The organism is Nostoc sp. XA010, from assembly GCF_020829625.1.
In the GTDB taxonomy this organism is placed as follows: Bacteria; Cyanobacteriota; Cyanobacteriia; order Cyanobacteriales; family Nostocaceae; genus Nostoc.
Map to the genome: position 1 here is coordinate 24,774 of NZ_JAIVFX010000016.1, position 25,209 is coordinate 49,982.

At 42.5% G+C, this 25,209-nt stretch carries 20 protein-coding genes; 13 read left to right on the forward strand and 7 right to left on the reverse strand.

Translation table 11 applies throughout. The annotated features are described in order from the left end of the window. Positions 1–57: 57 nt before the first annotated feature. Positions 58–1,191: an FAD-binding oxidoreductase gene (locus tag LC608_RS21775; RefSeq protein WP_229555498.1), complete on the reverse strand. Its 1,134-nt coding sequence runs from the start codon at positions 1,189–1,191 to the stop codon at positions 58–60. 109 nt (positions 1,192–1,300) lie between these two features. Further along, the gene (gene psbQ, locus LC608_RS21780; protein WP_229555499.1) at positions 1,301–1,768 is read right to left on the reverse strand and encodes a photosystem II protein PsbQ; all 468 of its coding nucleotides are present in this window, start codon (positions 1,766–1,768) and stop codon (positions 1,301–1,303) included. 233 nt (positions 1,769–2,001) lie between these two features. Between psbQ and LC608_RS21785 the strand changes: the two genes are divergently transcribed. The 5 genes from LC608_RS21785 (at position 2,002) to LC608_RS21805 (ending at position 9,859) form a co-directional block, all read left to right on the forward strand. After that, the gene (locus tag LC608_RS21785; protein WP_229555500.1) at positions 2,002–2,388 is read left to right on the forward strand and encodes a reverse transcriptase N-terminal domain-containing protein; all 387 of its coding nucleotides are present in this window, start codon (positions 2,002–2,004) and stop codon (positions 2,386–2,388) included. After that, positions 2,367–2,732 carry a transposase gene (locus tag LC608_RS21790; RefSeq protein ID WP_229555501.1) on the forward strand — a complete coding sequence of 122 codons (366 nt, stop codon included), beginning with the start codon at positions 2,367–2,369 and terminating at the stop codon, positions 2,730–2,732. Before LC608_RS21785 ends, LC608_RS21790 begins: the two co-directional genes overlap by 22 nt. 57 nt (positions 2,733–2,789) lie before the next feature. After that, a complete protein-coding gene (locus LC608_RS21795) occupies positions 2,790–4,565 on the forward strand; it encodes an SWIM zinc finger domain-containing protein (RefSeq protein WP_229555502.1) in 1,776 nt (591 codons plus the stop codon). Between the two features lie 308 nt (positions 4,566–4,873). Next, a complete protein-coding gene (locus tag LC608_RS21800; RefSeq protein WP_229555599.1) occupies positions 4,874–6,703 on the forward strand; it encodes a ShlB/FhaC/HecB family hemolysin secretion/activation protein in 1,830 nt (609 codons plus the stop codon). Positions 6,704–7,228: 525 nt separating this feature from the next. Beyond that, positions 7,229–9,859: an EAL domain-containing protein gene (locus tag LC608_RS21805; RefSeq protein WP_229555503.1), complete on the forward strand. Its 2,631-nt coding sequence runs from the start codon at positions 7,229–7,231 to the stop codon at positions 9,857–9,859. Between the two features lie 5 nt (positions 9,860–9,864). On the opposite strand, the gene LC608_RS21810 is transcribed toward LC608_RS21805, so the two are convergent. Both LC608_RS21810 and ctpB read right to left on the reverse strand, forming a co-directional pair. Next, positions 9,865–10,833 carry a glycosyltransferase family 2 protein gene (locus tag LC608_RS21810; RefSeq protein ID WP_229555504.1) on the reverse strand — a complete coding sequence of 323 codons (969 nt, stop codon included), beginning with the start codon at positions 10,831–10,833 and terminating at the stop codon, positions 9,865–9,867. A 141-nt stretch (positions 10,834–10,974) separates the two neighbouring features. After that, positions 10,975–12,315 carry a carboxyl-terminal processing protease CtpB gene (gene ctpB, locus LC608_RS21815; RefSeq protein WP_229555505.1) on the reverse strand — a complete coding sequence of 447 codons (1,341 nt, stop codon included), beginning with the start codon at positions 12,313–12,315 and terminating at the stop codon, positions 10,975–10,977. 309 nt (positions 12,316–12,624) lie between these two features. Here ctpB and LC608_RS21820 point away from each other — a divergent pair, with 309 nt between their 5' ends. Continuing rightward, entirely contained in the window at positions 12,625–13,323 is a 699-nt protein-coding gene (locus LC608_RS21820; protein WP_229555506.1) for a YdcF family protein, read from the forward strand. A gap of 1 nt (position 13,324) precedes the next feature. Here the strand turns inward: LC608_RS21820 and LC608_RS21825 are convergent, their stop codons facing one another. The 3 genes from LC608_RS21825 to LC608_RS21835 all read right to left on the reverse strand — a co-directional run bounded on the left by LC608_RS21825 (position 13,325) and on the right by LC608_RS21835 (position 15,405). Beyond that, positions 13,325–13,633, reverse strand: coding sequence for a Txe/YoeB family addiction module toxin (locus LC608_RS21825; RefSeq protein WP_229555507.1), 309 nt, complete (start codon positions 13,631–13,633; stop codon positions 13,325–13,327). After that, the gene (locus LC608_RS21830) at positions 13,630–13,869 is read right to left on the reverse strand and encodes a type II toxin-antitoxin system Phd/YefM family antitoxin (protein WP_267871160.1); all 240 of its coding nucleotides are present in this window, start codon (positions 13,867–13,869) and stop codon (positions 13,630–13,632) included. Before LC608_RS21830 ends, LC608_RS21825 begins: the two co-directional genes overlap by 4 nt. 333 nt (positions 13,870–14,202) lie before the next feature. Continuing rightward, a complete protein-coding gene (locus LC608_RS21835; RefSeq protein WP_229555509.1) occupies positions 14,203–15,405 on the reverse strand; it encodes a 3-dehydroquinate synthase in 1,203 nt (400 codons plus the stop codon). A gap of 623 nt (positions 15,406–16,028) precedes the next feature. On the opposite strand from LC608_RS21835, the gene LC608_RS21840 reads away from it, so the two are divergent. The 7 genes from LC608_RS21840 (at position 16,029) to LC608_RS21870 (ending at position 25,186) form a co-directional block, all read left to right on the forward strand. Then, entirely contained in the window at positions 16,029–16,889 is an 861-nt protein-coding gene (locus LC608_RS21840) for an EboA family metabolite traffic protein (RefSeq protein ID WP_229555510.1), read from the forward strand. Positions 16,890–17,034: 145 nt separating this feature from the next. Next, on the forward strand, positions 17,035–17,943 hold the full coding sequence (locus LC608_RS21845) for a TatD family hydrolase (RefSeq protein ID WP_100903103.1): 909 nt from the start codon (positions 17,035–17,037) through the stop codon (positions 17,941–17,943). Positions 17,944–18,045: 102 nt separating this feature from the next. Further along, positions 18,046–18,978, forward strand: coding sequence for a UbiA-like protein EboC (eboC, locus tag LC608_RS21850; RefSeq protein WP_308189909.1), 933 nt, complete (start codon positions 18,046–18,048; stop codon positions 18,976–18,978). Between the two features lie 147 nt (positions 18,979–19,125). Next, positions 19,126–20,352, forward strand: coding sequence for a metabolite traffic protein EboE (gene eboE / locus LC608_RS21855; RefSeq protein WP_229555511.1), 1,227 nt, complete (start codon positions 19,126–19,128; stop codon positions 20,350–20,352). A gap of 14 nt (positions 20,353–20,366) precedes the next feature. After that, positions 20,367–21,743, forward strand: a complete 1,377-nt coding sequence (locus LC608_RS21860) for an alkaline phosphatase family protein (protein WP_229555512.1) — start codon at positions 20,367–20,369, stop codon at positions 21,741–21,743. A 386-nt stretch (positions 21,744–22,129) separates the two neighbouring features. After that, the gene (locus LC608_RS21865) at positions 22,130–23,620 is read left to right on the forward strand and encodes a catalase (protein WP_229555513.1); all 1,491 of its coding nucleotides are present in this window, start codon (positions 22,130–22,132) and stop codon (positions 23,618–23,620) included. Between the two features lie 579 nt (positions 23,621–24,199). After that, positions 24,200–25,186, forward strand: coding sequence for a hypothetical protein (locus tag LC608_RS21870; RefSeq protein ID WP_229555514.1), 987 nt, complete (start codon positions 24,200–24,202; stop codon positions 25,184–25,186). Positions 25,187–25,209: the final 23 nt, after the last annotated feature.

The window sequence follows — 25,209 nt, forward strand, 5'->3', positions numbered from 1 at the left end:
ACTGGGTATTGAATACTAATAAGAAGAATTCAGTCCCTAGTCCCTAGTCCCCAATCCCTAGTCCCCAGTCCCCAGTCCCTCATTCCCCGTTCCCTGATGAATAATCATCTCACGAATCGCATAAGCTGTAGCGGGCGCTAGTAAAACGCCGTTGCGATAGTGTCCCGTAGCTAGGAGGATGTTACTAAACCCTGGTAACTTACCAATAACTGGGGCTGGACGGCCTTCAGGACGGGGACGTAACCCCGACCAAGTGCGGAGAATAGTTGCTGTGGCTAACTCTGGGCAAAATGCGATCGCTTGTTCTCTAACAGATTCCAGCAGTTCTTTATTTGGCGGTATCTCATCGCCGTTGCTGGGAAATTCTACTGTTGCACCCACCCAATAATCTCCACCACCCACAGGAACAATATGCACATCGTTACCCGTTATCGCTGGCTGGAAGTCGGGATTTCCTAATGGATGCCCCACACGCATTTGCAATGCTTGCCCTAGCACGGGGCGGATATCAATTATTTGATTTAATTTTGCTGTTAGTGGTGTCGAACCTAACCCTGCTGCGACTACAAACCAATCTGCGGCTATTTTTCCTGCCGTAGTCTCAAGTTGAACGCAAAATTGGGGGGAAGATTCAGGTGGTGAGGTTTGGACATCCAAAACAGCCACACCAAATTTGAAAGTCACACCGTTTTGCTGGGCAGCCTCAACTAAAGCTAATGTGAGAGCAGTTGGATCAAGTTGACGGTCTTGAGGAGAATAGACAGCGCCAGTAATTGTTTCGCAATCAACTTGAGGACAAATATTTTTGAGTTTAGCCGTATCCCATATTTCTAAATGCCAGCCTTGAGAGTGGCGAACTTCTACAAGTTTTTCCCATGCTGCTAAATTCTCCTCTTCCAAACCAAGACTGAGAATTCCCTGGCGATTAAAAGGAATTTTGCGACCTGTTAAAGCTTCTAGTTCAGGAATCAAAGTTTCATAGCGTTGGATGCTAGTTTGTCGCATCTGCCAAGCTTTACCCTTAATTTTTTGGCTGATTGCGCCCATTAAAACGCCAAGTGCAGCGCCTGTAGAAGCTTGTGCTGGTGCTTGCCGATCGCAAACTGTGATTTTCAGCCCTTTTTCTTGACTCAGTTGGTATGCGATCGCAGCCCCAACCACACCACAACCGATAATAACTACATGACTCATTGCTGTTTTGAGGCAAAGATGGGAGAGATGCGGGAGATGAGGGAACAGGGGGAGCAATTTTTACTCTCCCTCATCCTCCTCACTCCCCTCAGTTCATCTTACCTTGCGCTTAACTTGCCTCTGCTTCACTGCTGGTCTTAGGAAGCAGATCGAGGAATTTGTCAATCTCTGCGAAAGCAGCTTGGGATTGATTCAAGGCAACTAGAGGATTGCTAGCACTAGTAGCTTTATCGAGTTTTACCAGGTCTTTAAAAAAATCTCGCGTTATTTGACGTGCTGTGGGTTGGTCTTTGGGTAGAAGATTGGGAGTGATATAAGTCAGATTCAGCTTTGCTTCTGTTATCGGTCCATGTATAAAGTTACGCACATTGATCCAATCACCTTTTTTAATCAGGGTTGTCAATTCTTCTGAGCGATCGCGCACAGCCTGAATTTCAGGAACATAAGCCTGAATTTTTTCAAGTTGTACTGCTGTGTAAGTCGGAGGTGCGATCGCAACACCAGGGCCACCACAACTAATCAGGAATGTGGCCAATAGTACTAGGAAAAATGAAAAAATCGAGCGTTGACGCACCATATATTCAACTTAATTGGTTTACCGATTAACAGTGTCATTTTAGATCGCTAGCGCAGTCAATCGTTCTTGTCAGCCAAGGATTTTGCAGAAAATCTTGATATTTTTTCCAAAGGCCAGAAGGTAGTCGAACCAGATGCAATGGGTAGGTGGGATGGTTCAAGAAGCAAAACGCCCAACCTGAACTGACAGGTAATGCCTTAAAAGGGATGGCGTAACTGCCGGGATAAGCAGACATGAGCCGCAGTGTGGGAAAGCTAGAGGTAACAGTAGCTATGAATAAGCCTAATTCGGATTCAGAAATGAATATCGAGGGATGGAAGGATATCAATTGGCGACTTGTCGAGCGATACGTCTTCAAGTTGCAAAAACGCATCTATCCTGCTTCCCGCCGTGGTGATGTTAAGCGATGCCGCAAACTCCAAAAGACGTTGATGAGGTCTTGGTCTAACAGAATGTTAGCGGTACGACGGGTAACAACGGAAAATCAAGGCAAGAAAACGGCAGGAGTGGACGGAGTTAAATCCCTATCCCCACAAGCGCGTTTGAAATTGGTTGGGGAACTAAAACTCACTGGCAAATCCAAACCCACACGGCGGGTATGGATTCCAAATTCCTCCTAATTATGCAAGCAGTAACGGTAAAACGCGGCAAGCTGACACTTGGAGTTGACCCTAGAGGCACAAGTATTAATTGTTCTAGTTGTGGTGAGAGAGTAGAGAAAACCTTGGCAGTCCGTGTTCATAGTTGTTCTTGTGGATTGCTCATTGACCACGACTGGAATTCAGCATTGAATCTTTTAAAGCGTGGGTCGGTTGGACTACCCATTCCTGGCTGTGGAGGCTTAGGGGATACCCAGCCCGTGAAGCAGCAAGTCTCTATTTGTGAATTTGAGATGCTCCCGCTACACTGCTTGCAGTTAGCAGTGAGAGTTGTCACAACTTTGAATTTCTTTACAGCGCGTTAGCCTAACACTAAGCTGGATTTAGGATTCATCCAGAAGATTTACGCAGGCGATCGCTCGATGTCTATTCCCCAAATTAGTGAATTTACTATCCGCCGTCATGCCAACGCCAAATCTTTCCAACGGGGCGAGGCATACTATGAGGCTGGTGCTGTCAATACAGTTACCCAACGTGGTGATCTGCTTCAGGCAGATGTTGTAGGCACTGAAGCTAAACCTTATCATGTCAACCTGAGTTTCGATAGCAGTGGCTTAACCTCAGTAAACTGCACCTGTGCCTACAAGTTTGACGGGTGGTGCAAACACATTGTAGCGACGATGCTTGTCTGTGTGCGTAACCCAGAAAACATTGAGCAGCGCCCCACCCTAGAACAACTACTTAATCACCTGGATTATTTACAAACTCAAAGACTGCTACAAGAGTTGGTAACAGAACATCCACAACTAATTGAGGCGATTGACCGCCATGTAAGTTGGATGACTAATCCTACTGACAAGCAAACAACCACAAAACCCTTGCTCCACATTACTATTGATCCGGCTCCCTTTCGGCGGCAAGTGCGGCAGATTCTCAAGGATACCGTGCGCTATTTTGAGGAAGGGTGCGAAGAAGACCCAATTGGTGAAGACTTGCTGAGTGTGGTGCAGACTGCGGTAGATTTTAGCGAACGGGGAGAGGGTGAGAATGCGATCGCTATTTTAGAAGCGATTACCTCTACCTGTGTGGAAAATTGGGATGATGTTGCAGAATACGGTGCCGAAAATGATGAACTTATCGAAGAATTAAATAATGCCTGGTGTGAAGCAATTCTCAGTGCTGAACTCACCCCAGAAGAAAAAGTTGATATTCAAATAAATTTAGAAGCTTGGCAAGATGAGTGGAATGCTGATTTTGGCATGATTATGGAGGTTTTACGCCAAGGTTGGGATTATCCACCACTGGTGCAAGTTCTTCAAGGTAATATTACCGAAAGGGGAGCTTGGGAAGAAGACGTGCCGGACTACGCGGATGATTTGGCACTAATTCGGCTAAAAATCCTCGAACGTCAGGAACGTTACCAAGAATACTTATATTTAGCAGAAGCTGAAGGGCAAACCCAGCAGTATCTGACAATGCTAGGGCGTTTAGGCAGGGTAGAAGAAGCAATTGATGCTGCTCAAACCCAGATGAACTCAATGGAAGAGGCTTTTGCCCTAGCGAAAACACTCAGCGTTCAAGGGGCATTACAGCAAGCACTAAATATAGCCCAGAGTGGATTAAATTTACCGGGTAAGTGTCAGTATGAATTGGGGATTTGGACAAGTGATTTGGCTATTGAGTTGGGTGATAGTGAAGCTGCTTTATTAGCAATCAAAGCGGCTTTTCAAGTGAAGCCCTCCTTTTTTGACTACCAAAAGATGGCAGAATTGGCTGGGGAAAATTGGGAAAGTGTCAAAATAGACCTGTTGAGAATCATTCGTACTGTTAGTGGTGGCGGAACAGAATCAGCCAAGGTAGATATATTCTTGCATGAGGGGCTAATTGATGATGCAATTGCGATCGCTAGTGAACTCAGTTCTTATAATTCAGACTTAATTCACCGAGTCATGGATGCTGCTATTGCTCACAATCCTAGTTGGGTGATTGCTAATGCTCGTCGCCGTGCCGAAAAGATTATGGATGCAGGTAAAGCCGAATACTACTACTACGCAGTTGAATGGTTGAAAAAGGCACGTAACGCCTACTTGGAATCTGGAAATAAAGCTGACTGGTTAAGCTATCGCCAAAACTTGATGCAAACCCACGCTCGTAAACGTAAATTGATGGGAATGTTTCAGCAAAGGGATATGCAGTAACCCTAAACCATAACAAAACGCAAGTTTGCCTACTTTTAACAAGGGGATTTTGCCCCAAATCTTGTTAGTTGAGATAGTAAATAGATTTACGCCGTACTCTCGCAGCAACAGATAATTCTAATATATCTGCTTGCTTACGCAGCTCGAACACCATCAATGTTTTTAAGTCTGCAATAACCAATTGATTTAGCTTTTAAATTGAAATTTGCCCAATATATCAACTTTAGTGACAAAAGATGAAGTAAGATTCACATCTGAAACAGTCTTTGAATAATCCCATAGTTTCTAACAAAAAATACCCCGGTACGATGATTGATAAATATCCTCAAAATCTTATAGTGTCCTGCTTACCACTAAGTATGCTTCTATTACTCAGCAGCATAACTTCTAGTCCAGTGAAAGCTCAAGCTGTTGATACTACACAATTACCAACTGGTAATTCTATCCCATCACAAGAACTCCCACCGCCGCAGGATGTCCAACCACCCTCACCTTCGCCAGTTCCATCACCTGAACTGCCACAACCACTTCCTCCACCAGCAGAACTATTTCCACCCTCTGCCCCAACTCTCACACCTGATGAACCACTCCCTGGTAACTTTCCTCAAAATATTGTTGTTGAACGGTTTGAAGTTCTTGGTAGCACAGTCTTCAGTCCCGAAGAGTTAGCCCTCGCCACTGCTGAATTTACCAAACGACCGATCTCACTGACCCAAGTGTATCAAGCACGTTCTAAAATTACTGATTTATATGTCCAAAATGGTTACATTACTTCTGGTGCTTATATTCCGCCCCAAACAATCCAATCCGGTGTTGTAAAAATTCAGGTGGTGGAAGGTAAATTAGAAGATATCCAGGTAACTGGAACTCGGCGGTTGAATCCGAATTATGTCCGTAGCCGACTAGCAATAGCTACATCAGCGCCTTTGAATCGGCAACGTCTACTAGAGGCACTGCAACTTTTGCAACTTAATCCTTTGATTCAAAACGTCTCTGCTGAACTCACCGCAGGATCGCGGACTGGTTCGAGTCTTTTGGAAGTCAGGATCAGCGAGGCAAAAACCTTTAGTAGCCCAATCGTTCTTGATAATGGGCGATCGCCTAGTGTTGGCAGTTTCCGACGCGGATTAAGATTGAATGAAGCCAACTTACTCGGATTGGGAGATGCTCTGAGTCTAGGCTACACCAACACTGATGGTAGCAACTCCTTTGACGCTAGTTACACATTGCCTCTCAATCCCCGCAACGGAACGCTTTCCCTCAACTATGGCACTACGTCGAGCAATGTCATTGAGCCTCCTTTCGACTTGTTAGATATCGAATCGGATTCTCGCTACTACGAACTGACATTCCGCCAGCCAGTCATCCAAACTCCCACACAAGAATTTGCTCTTGGCTTTATTGCCTCTCGACGAGAAAGTGACATATCTTCCCTGCTGTTCCAACCAGAATTTGGACTTACCCCTAATGAACTTTCACCTGGTGCTGATGAACAGGGACGCACCAGAGTATCTGCCTTGCGATTTTTTCAAGAATGGACGAATCGTAACAGCCGTGAAGTCATCGCCCTACGTTCTCAATTCAGTTTGGGTCTAGATGTGTTGAACGCCACGGTTAATCAAGATGTGTTGAATCCCACGATTAATCAAGATCCTCCCGATAGCCGTTTTTTTGCTTGGCAAGGGCAAGCGCAGTGGGCACGCCTTTTAGCTCCTCAAACCTTACTTTTACTTCGTTTAAATACGCAACTAGCATCCACAACACTCTTACCTATAGAACAAATTGGCTTAGGTGGGCAGGATAGCATTCGGGGTTACCGTCAAGATTATTTGCTTACAGATAATGGCACTTTTGTTTCTGCGGAAGTTCAAGTACCGATTCTGCGTTTACCCCAGATAAATAGCACCTTACAGGTTGTCCCGTTTGTGGATTTTGGTGTTGGCTGGAACAGTTCTGGTAGAGAGAACCCCGACCCTAATACTCTAGCTGCTGTTGGTCTGGGGTTGCGTTGGTCACAAGGCGATCGCTTCACCGTTCGTCTTGACTGGGGCATTCCTTTAGTATCTGTTAACTCATCAAATGAGAGAACATTACAAGAAAACGGACTATATTTTAGTTTATTCTATAATCCTTTTTAAAATTTAGGGGTTCATTCTCCTTCCTTTGCCTTCTCTAACATAGGCTGCGCCAACCGGAGTTCCCGCTCCATTAAAGCAACTGGCGGGCAATTTCAAATCCACAGATATTTTTGTCAGTGGGATGCCCCCAATTTATTTAATTCCTACCTTGCTCTAATCTATTTTGCAAAATTAATTGCGTAAAACAGAACTATTTGACTGATGAAAAAATAAAAATCAGACCGTTATTTATTTAATTCAGAGTTTTCCCACTACTCAGAATAAAAATCCGCAAATATACCAAGTGTTCTATTCAGCGTTTGATTTTATTCTGGGTATCCTAAGAAAGACAAGCTTAGATGATATGGACAAAGGGGGAAAATTTATAAATTATGTATGAATAGAGAAAACAGCTAGAAGTTCTACCGCAAAGCTGAATCCCCTGCTTTTTAAAAAAGGTTAGCCTTAACCTAACGGTATTGAAACTTGTGGGAGTAGGATTATTCAGACTAAAGACATAAAAATATGAAAAATTGAGGAATAACCATGTTAGGAAATGAGCGGGAAAAAATACGCCATCTGCTGGTCATTCAAGACCTGCAAGGTCGCCGAACTGTCCCCTTGCAAGAGACTACTTATTCTCTGGGGCGACATCCCGCAAACACTATTATCTTGTCTTCCCGGTCAGTATCAATGCAACATGCAATTTTATTGCGAGTAACTGTTCCAGAGACTGATCAATATGGCTTCCAGATTATTGATGGTAACTATAAAGGTAAGGGGAGTACTAATGGCTTATTTGTCAATGGCACTAAATGCTTTTCCCATAATCTTAGAAGTGGAGATGTCATTGCCTTTGGCAGTAATCAAGCTCAAGCTAAATATTATGCTATTTCTAACATTTCAGAACAAGCATTTTCTGAATCTTTTGATGTTGAAGACTTATCTGGTTTTCTATCAGAGCAAGGCAGTCCTGCCAATCCTTTTCAAACCTTAGCTCTCGAGCCCAGCTTTGAATTAGCTAGTGAGTCTGCTTTAGCTCGCCTAGCATCCTTCCCTGAACTCATCCCCAATCCAATCATTGAGATGGATTTGGAAGGAAGAGTAACTTATCTTAATCCAGCCGCAACTCTCAAGTTTCCCAAGTTGAGGGAAATTGGAACAAAACACCCGATTTTAACAGGACTTTTGAGTACAAATAATGTAGAAAAAAATTCTTTTGTGCGGGAGGTGGAAGTAGGTACAGAAGTTTTTGAACAATCCGTTCTCTACTTACCTGAAAGTGATTTAATTAGAACTTTTATTACTAGGGATATTACAGAGCAAAAACAAGCCACAGCCGAACTACGTCAGCGCGATCGCTTGCTACAGGCAGTCGCAGAAGCTGCCAATTATTTGCTTGGGGAAATGAATTATGAAACTGGTATTGATCTAGCTCTAGCTGTATTGGGTGAAGCTGCCAAAGCAGATCGTGCTTATCTCTTTCAAAACCATACCCATCCTGCTACAGGAGATATAGTAGTCAGCCTGCGGTTTGAATGGACACATTGTTCTACGGAATCTACTTACCAATATTGGCAGAATCAGCCTTATCAAGGTTCTGGATTAGCTCGTTGGTACACTGTTCTCTCTAGCGGCAAGTCGATTAGCGGACTGACCCAACAATTTCCTGTCGCCGAACAAGAATTCCTGATTAGAGATGGCATTAAATCCCTTCTCCTGGTACCTCTTTGCTTGGAGAATGAGTTGTGGGGTTACCTTGGCTTGGCAGACTGCACCTTTGAGCGTCATTGGTCAAAGCACGAAGAATCTACCCTTTTGACGATGGCCGCCAGTATCATTGGTGCGCGGCAACGTCAGCAAGTAGAAGAAAAGATTCGCTATCAAGCCCTACATGACATGCTGACAGGGTTGCCCAATCGCCTACTATTTAATGAGCTGCTTAATAAAACTCTCCCCAACGCCACTCGGAATGGTGAAAGTTTAGCTGTGATCTTCCTCGACCTGGATCGCTTCAAGGTGATTAATGACACTTTGGGACACACTCTGGGAGACCAATTGTTACAAAGCGTTGCTCAAAGATTACAAGGCTCACTCAGAGGCGGAGACACTATAGCCCGTTGGGGAGGTGATGAGTTCACTATCTTACTCCCGCGAGTCAATGACATTGAAGAGGTAACACTGGTGGCGTATAGAATATTACAAGCACTAGAGGATGCTTTCCATTTCCAAGGGCATGAGCTTTATGTGACTGCCAGCCTCGGTATTGCATTGCTTGATAGTAACAGTCCTGACGCCGAAACACTAATCCAGCACGCAGATGCCGCTTTGTACTATGCCAAAGACAAAGGGCGAAATAATTACCAATTCTATAGTGTTTCTCTCAGTGCTAAAAATCCTGAACTCCTGACTTTAGAAAAGAGCTTGCGCTATGCCCTAGAACGCAATGAATTTACGCTGTACTATCAACCTCGTGTAAATATTGCTACGGAAAAAATTACTGGGATGGAGGCTCTATTGCGCTGGCAGCACCCAGAGATGGGATTGGTCGCACCCAGTGTTTTCATTCCCCTGGTCGAAGAAAGTGGATTAATTGTCCCCATCGGCGAATGGGTGCTGCGGACAGCCTGTATTCAAAATAAAATCTGGCAAGATGCAGGATTGCCACCCATAACGATGGCTGTTAATCTTTCTCTTAAGCAGTTCCGCCAACCCAAATTGGTGGAGACTATAGCTACAGTTTTAGAACAAACGGGTCTGGAGCCGCACTTTTTAGAATTAGAAATTATGGAAACCACAGCCATTGAGGATTTAGATTTTACCACAATGGTATTAAAGGATCTACAGCAAATGGGTGTTTGCATCTCCATTGATGACTTTGGCACGGGTCATTCCTCGCTCTCGCGTCTACAGCTTTTGCCACTCCACAATCTGAAAATAGATAAATCTTTTATTCAATATTTGACGCAGGATGTCAAAGCAGCTCATATTATTAAGGCGATAGTTACCTTGGGACACAGCTTGGGATTGAAGTTGATAGCCGAAGGGGTAGAAAAAGAAGAGGAACTGGAGTTTTTGAGATCTATTAATTGTGAGGATGTACAGGGCTATTTATTTTACCGGCCACTTTCTGGACAGAAAGCAACAGAAATCCTCCAAAGTAAACAACTAACCTAATATTGTTACAGTCGATCAATTATCTTGGCATTTTCTGGCAACTTGGCGTCTCGTTGACCAGCAGCACGCGCCCTAACAGTGAACAAACCAATGGGAGTATTTAATAAATCTACAAGGGTGGCTTTACCTGCAATCGCCTTTTTCATATCCCTTGGTATTTCCTTGACTAACCAACGTGCCAAACGATAACCGCATTCTTTGAGTGTAATATCTCGCATCAACTCTACATCGTACAGTTCGTGCAGATAGCGATTTGAGCGTCCATAGCGCCGCCATTGACTTCGCAGTTCTTGAAGTGTGGCGCGGTGGCGGTGCTGAACGATCGCATTCGGGGCAAATTCCAAACGCCCGATGTTTTCTCCCAAAATCCGCCAGCAAATATCGGCATCGCCACCAGTGGTAAGATAGGGACGAAATAAACCCGCTTTTTCTAATGCAATGCGTCGAATCGCTAAATTAGCCGTTTGACCATAGGGACGAAAGGAATGGTTAAGGGTATGCTTTTGCGACAAAGTTTCTTGACGATCTGCGTGCTGTTCTAGCAGAGTTGTGCCTGGTAGTGCCAAAATTTCACCAGCGACAATTACCACTTCTTTATTGACAAAAGGCTGAATTAATGTATCTAACCATTGCGGTTGTGGGCGACAATCTGCATCGGTAAAAACGATAATTTCATGCGTAGCGGCGCGAATCCCAGTATTACGAGCAGCATAAGAGCTTTGAATTTGGTTTTGGCTCAATGGGCGGATTGTAATTGGGCAGTTTTCGGTAGATGTTTTTAGGATGGTGAGAGTGCGATCGCTACTGTTATTGTCCACCAACAAGTATTCTACCCGGTCTTTTGGGTAAGTTTGAGACAACAGACAATTAATTAACTCTGGTAAATCCGCCTCACCGTTATAAATAGGAACAACCACCGACACCATTGGTAAAAAACTGGTGGCGGTGGTTGCATCAACTGGCTGATGATTCATAAATCTGAGATTTTGGTTTGGGATTAGTAACTAGTATTCCCAATCCAAAATCCTAGAAAGGTATACTAAGCAGTTTTCATAACTCCAAAAATCTGGATTTGGGAATACTACTATATAAACACCTACAAACAAATCACTCACCTAAAATTTTAGTTTATCGGCGCGGCTCATGGGTCGAGTAGGCTGATTTGCTGGCGGTTGGGCAAAGTTGTTATTTGATAAAATTGCGATCGCACGGGCATATTGTGGATCACTCTTAGTTCCAATTAAATCTGGATTAGAAGCTAACTGCCGCTCTTGTGCCTCTGTCAAGTCTAGCTTGATATCTGGGGCAATCCCTTTATGGTTAATATCCGTTCCCGCCGGGGTGTAGTAATGGGCTATGGTAACTGCCAAGCCGGAACCATCTGCGAGTTCATGAACTGACTGCACTAAAGCTTTACCAAAGGTTTGACCACCTACGACTACCGCCCGCTTATTATCCTTGAGTGCCCCTGTGAGGATTTCGCTAGCACTAGCTGAATTGCCATCCACTAAGACTGCCAAAGGACGATTTGTTAAAGCAGTGCGATTGGCTTTAGTTTCCTCAGTGCCGCCCACACGGTCTACTGTCTTGACAATGCCGCCGTTATCATACCACATCCGGGCAATTTCAATACTCGCCTGTAACAACCCGCCAGGATTTCCTCGCAAATCCAAGACATAAGAATCAACTTTCTTAGTGTTCAAATCGCGGATGGCTCGTTGCATTTGGTCTGCGGCGTGAGCGCTAAATTCCCGCAAACGGATATAGCCAACGCGGCGATTCCCTTCTTGCTTGAGGGTATAACGTACCGTTGGCACTTCAATATTTGCCCTTGTCAGCTTCAAATCAAAGGCAGTTTGCCCCGCCCGTCCCAGCTTTAGCTTGATGGGAGTACCCGCTTTGCCACGAATTAGCTTAGAAGCATCATCCACCTTCATTTTGAGAGTGGGTTTGCCGTCAATTGCCAAAATTTCATCGCCTGCTTTGATCCCAGCTTTTAGCGCCGGAGAATTTTCTATGGCTTCGACAACAGTAAGGCGCTGAGTTTTTTCGTTTACTTCCATGCGAATGCCAATACCAGAGACTTCCCCAGATGTTTGGCTAGTCAGGGCTTCAAACTGTTTGGGGTCCATGAATCGAGTGTAAGGATCTCCCAACTTTTGTAAAGCTTCACGGATGGCAGTATAAGCTTCTTCCCGAGAAGAATAGTCTTTGCTCAACAGGCTTTGTCTGGTTGCTTGCCAATCTTGTTGATTAAATTTGCCATCAACATATTCATGATTCACCAGTTGCCATACTTGGTCAACTATCACTTTCGGGCTGTCTTGTAGGGCTAGAGCGGCCCGGACACCACGAGTCCAAGCAGTGCCGAACAAAGATATAGTAGCAGTAGTGGCGATCGCCCCACCAATCAAGGCTACTTGGAGCGGCGAGTAACTTTTCGCAGATTGGTTCATGTATATTAGCTGGAATAATTGTGTTATTGACAGTTTAGCAATCAGGCTTTCAAGAGACTTTTAAGTTTTTATACCCCAAACTAAGCTCTGCTCCCTTCATCATTTTTATCGTTGAATGATGCCGAAAATGCTGCATTATTAACAACCATTTCTAAGTTTGTTAGCCTTCTCCGGAAGGCTATACTGAACATGTGACACTTTGATCAGCGTCATTTTTGTACTTATTCATTACTTTTATAAGATAGCACTTTGATCACTGAATTGCAGTACTGTTAAACTGCCATTAAATTAGCTTTTCTTACCTAAGTCATGAAACGTAAATTTACCATCAAATCGTTAATTTCTATTAAAAAATTTTTTACTAATCTGTGGCAATCGTTACAAAAACTAACTGGTGGATTGTATTTTGTTTTGGGCGCTTGGCTGATTTTTACCACTATAACCTTAGTTTTTGCTTCTTCGCAGCCAGTAGATGCCTTCTTTGTGCTTGGTGGCAGTATTCGTCGAGAAACTTATGTTGCTCAACTAGCAAAACAATACCCGCAAACCCCAATTTTAATTTCTCATGGTTCCCCAGACCCCTGTATATGGTTAATTTTTCAGGCGGAATTAGCACGGTTACAAAACGTTTGGTTAGAAAACTGCGCGAATTCTACCTTTGAAAATTTTTATTATGGTATTCCAATTTTGCGACGTTGGGGAGTGCATAAAGTCATGTTGATTACCTCGCCAAGTCATTTACCCAGAGCCAAATGGATGGCACAGATTCTCTTGGGCGCTCATGGTATTTGGGTAGAGACAGAGATTGTTCAGGAGTTGGGTGTTCCTGGTAACAATGAATCTTGGGCCAAAACTGGATTAGATGTAACACGCAGCTTATTTTGGGCGATTGTAAGTCAAATTATTCAACCGCAATGCTCAAATGTAACAAGACTTACCGAAGTAGATATGCAAGCTTGGGAGAATCGAGGTTTTCATTGTGAACACCAAGGGGGGTTGAGGAGATAAGTTACTCGTAATGTGTCCACATGCGAATTATCTTAACTACTTGCTCGGATTCAATGACCTCATATACCAACCGATGCTGTATATTTATCCTACAAGAATAAGCACCTGATAAGTCACCAACCAGCTTTTCATAAGGTGGAGGATTTTGAAAAGGATTGTCTTGAAGGACTGCGAGTAATTCTTCGGCCTTTTCCTTTAAGTTACTAAAAGCTAATTTCTTTGCGTCTTTTTGCGCTTGTTTTGTGTAAATCAACCTCCAACTCGCACCTTGGGGGTTTGGAAGTGGCTCCTCAGACGTTGACTGACTCACCAATCCAACTCTCCATCACATTCTTGGATCGGGGTTGCTAGTCCTTCTTTGATAGATTCTCGCATTCCAGGGATAGATAATAAGTAAAGAGTCTCCTGAATTGCAGACCAATCTTTTTCCGCAACCAGAATCGCATTACTGCGATCGCCTCGAATGATCACAGGTTTACCCTGTGCAACTTGGTCAATGATCTCTTGTAAATTATTTTGAGCGTCGTTGACGGGAAGCGAAGACATCATACTTTTTTGGCTCACGATAACTTTAATTTAGTTTACTCATCCTACAAAAAATCACTTCGTTTTTTTTGGTAGCATGATAACCGTGTCATCATGCTAATTATGATAAGGAACTTCCAGAAAGTAAATCAAAAGTGAGGTATTACACCTAGTAAGGCAATAAGGTTATCAAAATTTTTTGGAAATAGTTCAGAGTTTTGGCTAAACCTCCAACAGAATTGGGAACTTTACCACGTTCTCAAGGAAGAAGAAGAGGAACTAAAAAGTATTTTACAATTTAGAATCACGAAGTAGCGATCGCCTAGAAATTTGGGCGATGTATTCAAAGAAAAATTAATGCAAAAGTTCCCAATCTTTCAGCATCAAAATAGCATCTCTATATAAAGACAAATCCACCTGATGAACTTCTATTCCCTGCCCGATTCTTTGTAGAAGAGTGATTGTCAAATTTCCTCCCAAGTGTTCACGGAACTCGGTAAGCCCCCTAAATAGACAATGCGGATGATCTAGTTGATCTAATTGTTCTGTCAGCGCTGATACGTACAAAGTAAAGCCTAGTTTCTTGAGTGTACTTAGAACCCTTTGCCACTCAGATTCTAAGAGTTGCCCTGTTAAATATGAATAGGTCGTATCTAAAGCAATACCGATCGCTACAGATTCACCATGACGTAGGCTGTAATTAGTTAAATGCTCTAGTTTGTGAGCAGCCCAGTGTCCAAAGTCCAAAGGACGCGATGAACCCATTTCAAAAGGATCGCCGCTACCAGCAATATGCTCTAAGTGCAACTGAGAACAGCGATAGATCAGCCTTTCCATTATCTCCATGTCTCGATTAGCTAATTTATCGGCATTAGCCATAATGAAATCGAAGAAATCTGCATCTTTAATCAGCGCTACTTTCACTGCTTCTGCAATACCCGATCGCCAATCTCGATCATCAAGGCTAGTAAGAAAATCAAAGTCATTCAAGACAGCATAAGGTGGCATGAATGTACCCAAAAAGTTTTTCTTGCCAAAGGCATTGATTCCGTTCTTTACCCCTACACCCGAATCGTTTTGCCCTAATACTGTTGTTGGTACTCGTAGCAGCCGAATTCCTCGGTGAGCTGTTGTTGCTGCGTATCCTGCCATATCTAGGACGGCTCCACCTCCAATTGCTAAGATGTAGGAGTGACGACACAATCCAGCTGCATTTATGTGCTGATGAATTTGCTCTATAAATCTAGAATCGTTCTTGACTGCTTCTCCACCCGGAACTACTATCGGCTCACCAGTTAGTGTTAGTACATCTTGATAATACTGAGCGTAAACTGATAATTTTTTTAGCAACCCATCCTGATACTGTAAAAATCCTGCATCTACCACTGCTAGCACTTGTTTTGGGGCTGTTTCCCCATCTGCGGCGATCGCTTGTGCGAGTAAAGGATTATCTAACTGAAACAGACCTCTAGTAAAGTGAACATCATAATTGAAGGTGACGCGAACACATTGGTTAATTGGTTGAAGATTAAGAACGGTTTTTTGTTGAATAGCCATTGGGTATTAATTATTAAATAAGTGTAAATATAGGAATCGTATTTGATTTTTGAAATTATCTACGTGGGCGGGGAGTGGAGAGTAGGCTTGCCGTGAGCGTAGCCGAACGGAAGGAGGGAATAAGGAATTAAGCTTTTCGATCTGTACCGAGCTTTTTCAGAAATCAAATATTAGTCCTATACTATATATGTAAGATTGTCATTAAAAATTATAGTAACTTTGAAAAATTGAACTTATTTAAAAGGTCAATTTTAAAACCATTAATATTAAATATTAGACAATAAAATAATCATACTTCTGAAGTATTTTCCCTAATTTAGAAATTCTAAATAACATCAAATTTTGACTTTATACATGGATAGATTTTATATTTATAATCGCCTATTGATATCATTATTACATTAAATTCTAATTTTATTCCGTAAGAAAAAATTCTAATTTATCTAATCAAAATGATATCTTTACAGTATCTTATTGAAAGTCGGGAGATTTTTATAGATTCAGTGAAGTTATAATCTCAGTAGTATATTATCTAGCTGCTTGAATCACAAAGTATCAAGTTTAGTGCTAGATTTTATACTTGGTTGCCATAAAAAAGTTGGGCAACTTTCCTAAAATTCATCATGAGTAAAGTAAACGAGTTACTGCATCACTGGCTGTTAAAGTCTGTTTCAGAGAAAGCTTTTGCTTGGCTGGAACAGAAGCAAGCACAAATTGCTAGCGGCGCTGCTGAGAGAGTGTTTTTTACGGCTTTTAGTGCTGTGCCGCGTTATCTAGGTAAAGAGGATTTGCAACTAACATTCCAGGACTTGGAAGCAGCACAGGATGTGATTCCCGGTTGGTATCCTGGTCCTTGGAGTGTAGATCAAGCAGGTCGTACACTCTTACTTCTAGCTTTGCCCCATGATGATGCTGAGGTCTATGTGCGATCGCTTGATAAATTCTTCTCCACTGCCGATATGGGGGAGTTAGTTGTCCTTTATCAAAGTTTGCCGTTATTACCGCATCCAGAGTTACATCGCCATCGCGCTGCTGAAGGAATTCGCAGCAATATGAGTAATGTATTCCAAGCCATAGCACTACGAAACCCTTATCCAGCAGATTATTTAGATAATGCTGCTTGGAATCAGATGGTGCTAAAGGCTGTGTTTGTCGGCAGTCCGTTACATCTAATTTGGGGACTGGATCGGCGTGCTAATCCAGAATTGGCGAGGATGTTGGCAGACTATGCCCATGAACGTTGGGCAGCTAAACGCTCAGTTACGCCAGAACTTTGGCGACCTGTAGGACGGTTTGCGGATAGTGCAATCATCACAGATTTGGAAAAAGTACTGGCTAATGGGGATATACACGAGCAAGAAGCAGCAGCGTTAGCTTGTGCTGAGTCTTCTTTACCCCAAGCACAAGAATTACTTTCTCGCTACCCAGATTTACAGTCATCCATTCAAAAAGGTAATCTGACTTGGAGCAGTTTTAGCCGCTAACGCCTGTCAGTTTGCAAATGAAATTATCCATCATTCAGCAACAGCAAGCTATTCCACATTGAAACCGGATACAGTCAGCAGCCAGGATAGTTGCTGATGCCGGGTTTTTCATTTTAAATTTTGAATTTTCAATTTTGAATTACTTATGATGTTCATCGATCCTCACATTCACATGTGTTCGCGTACTACTTACGATTACTTAGTAATGCGGGAATATGGCATTGTCGCCGTTATTGAACCAGCCTTTTGGTTAGGACAACCGCGAACGAACGCTGGCACATTCAAAGACTATTTCAGCAGTCTTGTAGGCTGGGAACGGTTTCGTGCTAGTCAATTTGGCATCCAACATTACTGCACAATTGGCCTCAATCCGAAAGAAGCTAACAATGAGGCACTAGCAGCAGAAGTTATAGAACTGCTACCACTTTATGCTTGTAAAGAAGGTGTTGTTGCTATTGGTGAAATTGGCTACGACGACATGACAGAAGCAGAAGACAAGTACTTTTGTCAACAGTTAGCATTAGCTAAAGAACTCGATATGTTGGTGCTAATTCATACGCCTCATCGTAATAAAAAGGCGGGTGCTAGTCGGAGTATGGATCGCTGTATTGAATACGGCTTAGATCCTTCACAAGTAATTATTGACCACAACAACGAGGAAACCGTTGAGGAAGTATTAGGACGGGGTTTTTGGGCAGCTTTTACGATTTATCCACAGACGAAGATGGGTAACGCCAGGATGGTTGAAGTTGTCCGTAAGTATGGACGCGATCGCATCATTGTAGATAGTAGTGCTGATTGGGGTATTAGCGATCCTTTGGCAGTCCCAAAAACGGCTCAGTTGATGTTAGACAGGGGCATTCCTGAAGAACATGTACGAGCAGTTTGTTATGAAAATGCCTTAGCTGCTTACAGTCAAACTGGGCAAATGCAGGCATCAGACTGGCTCAATCCCCAATCTATTGATCAGCGTCAGTTGTTCAATGGCAATTCTGTGTTGCGGGGACAAGAACCAGGAATAAAATCAGTTTCAGATTATGTGTTGATTGAGTAAAAAATTGGGGGTGGGGAGCGGGGATGAGGAATTGCATAAATATTTGATTCATGTGTAATATGCGGTTTATTTTGACAAGTTATTAGGTGCGGAGGCAGATAAGTGAATGTTGCAAGCTTAAATTTTCAAAGCTGGCGGGGTTATCTAGAATTGATGCGTCCTGCTAATATTGTTACTGCTTGGGCGGATATTCTTGTTGGTTTTGCTGCTTCTGGCTCTGGGATTATTTTTGCCCAATTAATCAATGGAGAAGCAAGTTTTGCCATACTAATTCCATTAGCTTGGTTGTTATTGGCTACAACTGGTTTATACGGCGGTGGTGTAGTTTTTAATGATGTTTTTGATGCTGAATTAGATGCAAAAGAGCGACCAAATAGAGCAATTCCCAGTGGTCGCGTATCTCGTGAAAATGCTACTTTATTGGGGAGTATACTATTTGCGATCGGGATTATAGCTGCTTTTCAAGTATCGTTGGTGAGTGCTGCGATCGCTATATTTATTACTCTTTCATGTCTACTCTATAACTCACTCGCCAAACATCATCCTTTTTTTGGCCCTTTAAATATGGGTTTGTGTCGTGGCAGTAACTTATTATTAGGCGTAAGTGCTGTACCAGCAATGATAGGAGAACGTTGGTATTTAGCGCTGATTCCTGTTATTTACATTGCTGCTATCACCGCAATTAGTCAGGGTGAAGTTCACGGAGGGAAGAAGATTACCGGAGTACTGGCATTACTGCTGATTGCAATAGTTTTAACGGCAATTTTAGCTTTAGGATTCTTAGGAGAGTATGCAGCGATCGCAGCACTACCATTTGCTATTTTATTAGCTATCAGAGTTTTGCCTAATTTTATCAAAGCTGCGCGTGAACCAGTCGCCGAAAATATCCGAAGTGCCGTAAAAATAGGCGTGTTATCTCTAATAGTTTTAGATGCAACTATTGCATCTGGTTTTGCTGGTTTGTATTACGGCTTATTCGTTCTAATTTTGCTACCATTCTCGATGAAGTTAGCAAAAGCATTTGCCGTTACTTAAATTTGAATCTATACACCCAGTAATCCTATGAATCAGTTGTAGGGGCGCACATCTATGCGCCCTTACCCATGAATATGCAGCAGGTATTTTATGAAATAGTATAAGCCAAAGAAAATAGATTACATATACAAGGGATAAAGCTAGAAAATGAAAATTACAAAAGACAGCAACTTTCACTTAACTTATTGCAGCAATATTCACCCTGGTGAAAGTTGGCTAGAGGTTTTTAGCAATTTAGAAAAATATGTTCTCGATCTCAAATCACGTTTATCACCAACAGCACCTTTTGGTATTGGTTTAAGATTAGCAGATGCAGCTGCTAAAGAACTGTTACAAAATAATAACTTGGCTCAATTCCAAGCATGGCTTAGTCAAAAAGATTTATACGTTTTCACTTTAAATGGATTCCCTTATGGCGGATTCCATCGACAGGTAGTAAAAGACCATGTTTATGCACCAGATTGGTCTACACAAGAACGGGTCGATTATACATTAAACTTGGTACAAATTTTAGCTACTCTATTACCAGAAGAACTTGATGGCGGAATTTCTACACTGCCATTATCTTATAAACCTTGGTGGCAAAAAGACCAATCAACTTTCGAGACAGTTCTGGAAAAGAGTTGTTTAAATATAGCATCAGTTGTTGTAGAAATGATTCGCATCTGCGAAGAAACAGGAAAAATACTCCATATTGATTTAGAACCTGAGCCTGATGGATTAATTGAAAATACCTCAGAAGTAATTGATTTCTATCAAAATTGGCTATTGCCAATTGGTGGTAATTACTTATCAGAAAAATTAAATATTGAACCGAGTTTAGCAGAAAGTAAATTGCTAGAACATGTTCGGATATGCTATGACACTTGCCATTTTTCAGTTGAATATGAGGAACCGCAATCTGTATTTGCGCGTTTCCAATCGGCGGGAATTAAAATTGGTAAAATTCAAATCAGCGCCGCAATTAAAGTAAAAATACCTGCTGATGTTGAAAAACGTAGTTTGATAGTTGAACGCTTACGTCCTTTTGCTGAATCTACTTATCTTCACCAAGTAATAGAACGTCGCAGTGATGGTACACTCCATCACTATCCTGACTTAATAACTGCATTACCGCATTTAGAACAATCTCTAGCCGAAGAATGGCGTACTCACTTTCATGTCCCAATTTTTATTCATGATTATCAAATTTTGCAGTCTACCCAAGATGACATTGCTACTGTTTTACATCTACTTCATACAAACAATGCTTGCTCCCATTTAGAAATTGAAACTTACACTTGGGATGTATTACCAGCAGAAATGAAGATAGATTTGCTGACTTCTATTCAGCGAGAATATGAGTGGGTATTAAAAGAATTTGCGGCAAATTAAAAGGAGATTAATTTATGCAGAAAACTGTTGTTCTAAATGTCGTGGGATTAACGCCCAGTTTACTAGGAGAAAACACACCGTTCTTATCTTCTTGGGCGGCGATTGGGCAAGTAGTCCCAATCGCAACAGTTTTACCTGCTGTAACTTGTTCTGTTCAGGCTACTTATTTAACAGGAAAATTGCCTGATGAGCATGGAATTGTCGCTAATGGTTGGTACTTCCGCGATGAATGTGAAGTGAAGTTTTGGCGACAATCTAATAAACTAGTGCAGGCTCCCAAAGTTTGGGAAATAGCTAAATCAATTGATCCAAATTTCAGTTGTGCCAATCTTTTTTGGTGGTACAACATGTATTCTTCAGTAGATTATGCCATTACGCCGCGCCCGATGTATCCCGCAGATGGCAGAAAATTACCTGATATTTATACCCATCCTAGTGATGTGCGATCGCAAATTCAATCTGATTTAGGAAACTTCCCTTTGTTCGATTTTTGGGGGCCAAAAACTACCATTAGTTCTAGTCAATGGATTGCCAATTCGGCAAAATGGATTGAGGAACGTTATAGCCCTACATTATCACTAGTTTATCTACCACATTTAGATTACTGTCTGCAAAAATTTGGTCATGATGAAAAACACATCCAAGCAGATTTACGAGAAATTGATGCTGTTTGTGGCGATTTAATTGAATATTATCAAGCACGTAATACTCAGGTAATTATTCTTTCTGAGTATGGCATTACCCCAGTCTCTAAAGCTGTAGATATCAACCGTGTACTACGGGAAAACGGTTTAATTGCTGTGCGGGAAGAATTAGGGCGAGAACTGCTCGATTTTGGTGCTAGTATTGCCTTTGCTGTTGCAGATCATCAAATTGCTCATGTTTATGTAAATGATCCGGCATATATCCCGAAAGTGCGATCGCTTTTAGAAGCGACTGAAGGCGTAGCCCAGGTATTAGATGAAGAGGGTAAGCAAACCTACCATCTCAATCATCCTAGATCGGGTGAGTTGGTAGCGATCGCTCAATCTGACGCTTGGTTTACCTATTATTATTGGCTCGATGATAATAAAGCGCCTGATTTTGCTAGAACAGTAGATATCCACCGCAAACCTGGTTACGATCCTGTAGAACTTTTCCTTGATCCGCAAATTAAATTTCCTCAAGGAAAAATTGCTCTCAAACTACTTAAGAAACAACTAGGTTTTCGCTACTTAATGGATGTGATTCCTGTGGATGCTTCCCTTGTACGCGGTTCTCACGGTCACATTAGCACTTCTCCAGATGAAGGGCCTCTATTTATCACCCATCAAACTCACCTAGTTGATGAAAATCGCATTCAGGCGACAGATGTTTGCTCGTTGATTCTCAAACATTTGAGTGGGGAGTAGGGAGTGGGGGGTTAAGTCTGTATTGGACTCAACCGAGAAGTTTCTGCTAGAGGCTAGAAATGCTTCTTATGGCGGTGCCGCAAGTAAGAAGGCGGCGGCCCCCCTAGTAGGCATTCCCAGTCAGACCAAGGGAACGAAGATAATCCCTAAAAGCTTTTTGTAGGCTGGTTTTCACTTTAAGTTGACACCAATGCACATATATGCATTACTACAGATTCCAAAAATACAAAACAATTTTGTGATAATTCAAAGTCATATCGAGTATGCTTTAGATATAAACTCGTTATGACTATGAATTAATTAGCTCTATTAGTGGGCAACCGCCTATCTGCTGCCTAAGTTTTACTTTGGCAATCTCAAGAACTTAACGGAGAACTTCTTTATCCATGACTGAACCCCAAAACTTAACAACTGCTGACGGTATTCCTGTTGCCGATAACCAGAACTCACTTACAGCTGGATCGCGTGGCCCTGTATTAATACAGGATTTCCACCTCCTAGAAAAGCTGGCTAATTTCAACAGAGAACGTATTCCTGAGCGCGTTGTCCATGCTAAAGGTGCGGCTGCTCATGGTACTTTTACGGTTACTAATGACATCACCCGCTACACTAAAGGCAAACTTTTTTCTGAGATTGGCAAGAAAACGGAAGTCTTCGTGCGCTTTTCTACAGTCGGTGGAGAAAAGGGTTCAGCAGATGCCGAGCGTGACCCTAGAGGCTTTGCCATTAAGTTTTATACTGAAGAGGGCAACTGGGATATTGTAGGCAACAATACCCCTATTTTCTTTATCCGCGACCCCCTCAAGTTTCCTGATTTTATCCATACCCAAAAGCGCAATCCTCAAACCAATTGCAAAGACCAGAATGCAAAGTGGGATTTTTGGTCACTCAGTCCTGAATCGCTTCACCAGGTGACGATCCTGTTTTCAGACAGAGGAATTCCAAAAACTTATCGAAACATGGATGGCTTCGGTAGTCACACCTTTAGTTTGATTAATGCTCAGGGTGAACGCGTTTGGTGTAAATTTCACTTTAAGACTCTGCAAGGACATCAAACCTTGACGGAGGAAGAATCGGCCAAAATCAAAGGCGAAGATCCGGATCATGCGACTCATGATTTGTTTGAAGCGATCGCTAAAAAAGACTATCCTAAGTGGCGGATGTGTATTCAGGTGATGACCGAGGAGCAAGCGGAAAAACATCCAGACAATCCTTTTGACTTGACGAAAGTTTGGAAGCAAGGGGAATATCCTTTAATCGAAGTTGGGATATTAGAGCTAAATCGGAACCCTGAGAATTATTTTGCTGAAGTTGAGCAAGCCGCTTTTAGCCCTAGTGCAGTGGTTCCGGGTGTTAATTTTTCTCCAGACAAAATGCTTCAAGCTCGCCTTTTTTCTTACCCAGATGCTCAACGGTATCGCTTGGGTGGTAACTATCAGCAACTACCTGTCAACCAGCCCAAATGTCCAGTGATGCATTATCAGCGAGATGGCTTTATGGCATCGGGGAACAACGGCGGTAGCGTTCCTAACTATGAACCGAATAGTGCTGAGGGCACGCCCAAAGAAAATCCAGCTTATGCAGAACCACCTAGTCATTTGGGCGATGTCACAGTCGATCGTTACAGTCATCGTGAAGGAAACGACGATTACACCCAAGCAGGTAATCTCTATCGATTATTAACTCCTGAGCAGCAGGAGCGTCTTGCTAAAAATATTGTCGGTAGTCTCTCTCAAGCAAGGCAAGACATCCAAATGCGTCAACTTTGCCACTTCTTCCGAGCAGATATTTCTTATGGCCGTCGTGTAGCTGAGGGGTTAGGTATTTCAATTGATCCTTCATTACTTCCAGTTATTGCTCAAGCTGTAAGTATCTAGCAGTTTGAGACTAGAAATTACATTTTGATCTAGTTTTGTAGGTGCGTTACGCTATTGCTAACGTACTAAAAACTTGATAGTGAGTTACATACTTAAGGTAGATTTAAATCCCCGGCTTCTTTAAGAAGTCGGGGATTTGAGCATAAGAACAGACTCATTATAGGTATTTTGTAAAATCGGATAACGCCTATTATTTGGCGAAGAGGAAAATTGTGGTGTCAACCATACCGGGGTGGGGTGACCCCTGTATTGCAGGGAAGTCAAAACTGCTATTACACAAAGACTTTTAATGCTGACAATTCCGCCGCAAGTATTGCAGATTAATAATGCCAAATTGCTCAGGCTAGCTGCCACATCTGGACATTCACCGCCGAAACTTTTCTTAAAGGACATAGCATTTTTTACCCTACTATAAGGCTTGATTATAGGCTCTTTGACGTTAGTAAAATCTTCCCAGGCTCAAGATCCTTTCACCCCAGATGTGTTTCTTTAGAGCGATTAAGTCGTGTTCTACCCTTGCTAGATTAGGTATGAAAGGTAACTAATAGCCATCTGGTTTTAATCAAGGAGATTGTTGATATGGTTGAGAATAAGCAAGCTTTAGATAAACAGGTTGAAAATGCTAATCGCATAACAACAGGTCAATCCTATGGTGCTTCAACTGGCACAAACATAGATGTTGGATTACCTGAAACCGAGTATCCTAACCGCACAACAACGGGTCAATCCTATGGTGCTTCAACTGGCACAAACATAGATGCTGGATTACCTGAAACCGAGTATGCTAACCGCACAACAACAGGTCAATCTTATGGTGATTCAACTGGTACTAACATAGGTACTAAAATACCTGTATCTGCTGCTCCTACGATTACACCTGAATCCGATACTCGTCCTGCAAACAAAGGTAGCAATCCTGCATTAAATAGAGCACTGGTAGGGGGACTCATTGGTCTTACGTTAGGCTCATTAGCTGGCGCTTTTGCTGGCAAAAGAATAGGTCAAGGCTTTAAGCACACTGTAAAAGGTATAGGAGACGCGTCAAAGACTATTGGTGATGGTCTTGGTCAAACCGCAAAAGGTCTAGGGGACGCGGCAAAGAGTGTCGCTGAGGGTACTATCCAAGCTGTTGTAGGCGGTACAATCGACACAGTAGAGGGCGTTGGTGACCTAGCCAAGCAAACCACTATAGGAACACTGGACGCTGTACAGAACACAGCACAAGGTGTGAATCAAGCGGTACATGTTGCTGTGGACACAGTAAAGGATACAGCACAAAATGTCGCTGAGGGAATCAAGCAAACCACAGTAGGAACACTAGACGCAGTACAGAGTACAGCAGAGGGTCTTAATGAAGCTGTACAAGGCGCTGCGGACAAGGCAAAGGATACAGCAGAAAATGTCGCTGACGTAGCCAAGGAAACCGCTGTAGGAACACTGGACGCTGTACAGAGTACATCACAGGGTCTTAATGAAGCTGTACAAGGTGCTGCGGACAAGGCAAAGGATACAGCAGAAAATCCCAAAGCATCTGAAAATCAGAGCAATCCATACAAGCGGAAATAGTTGCAACTAATAGGGTAGTTCTT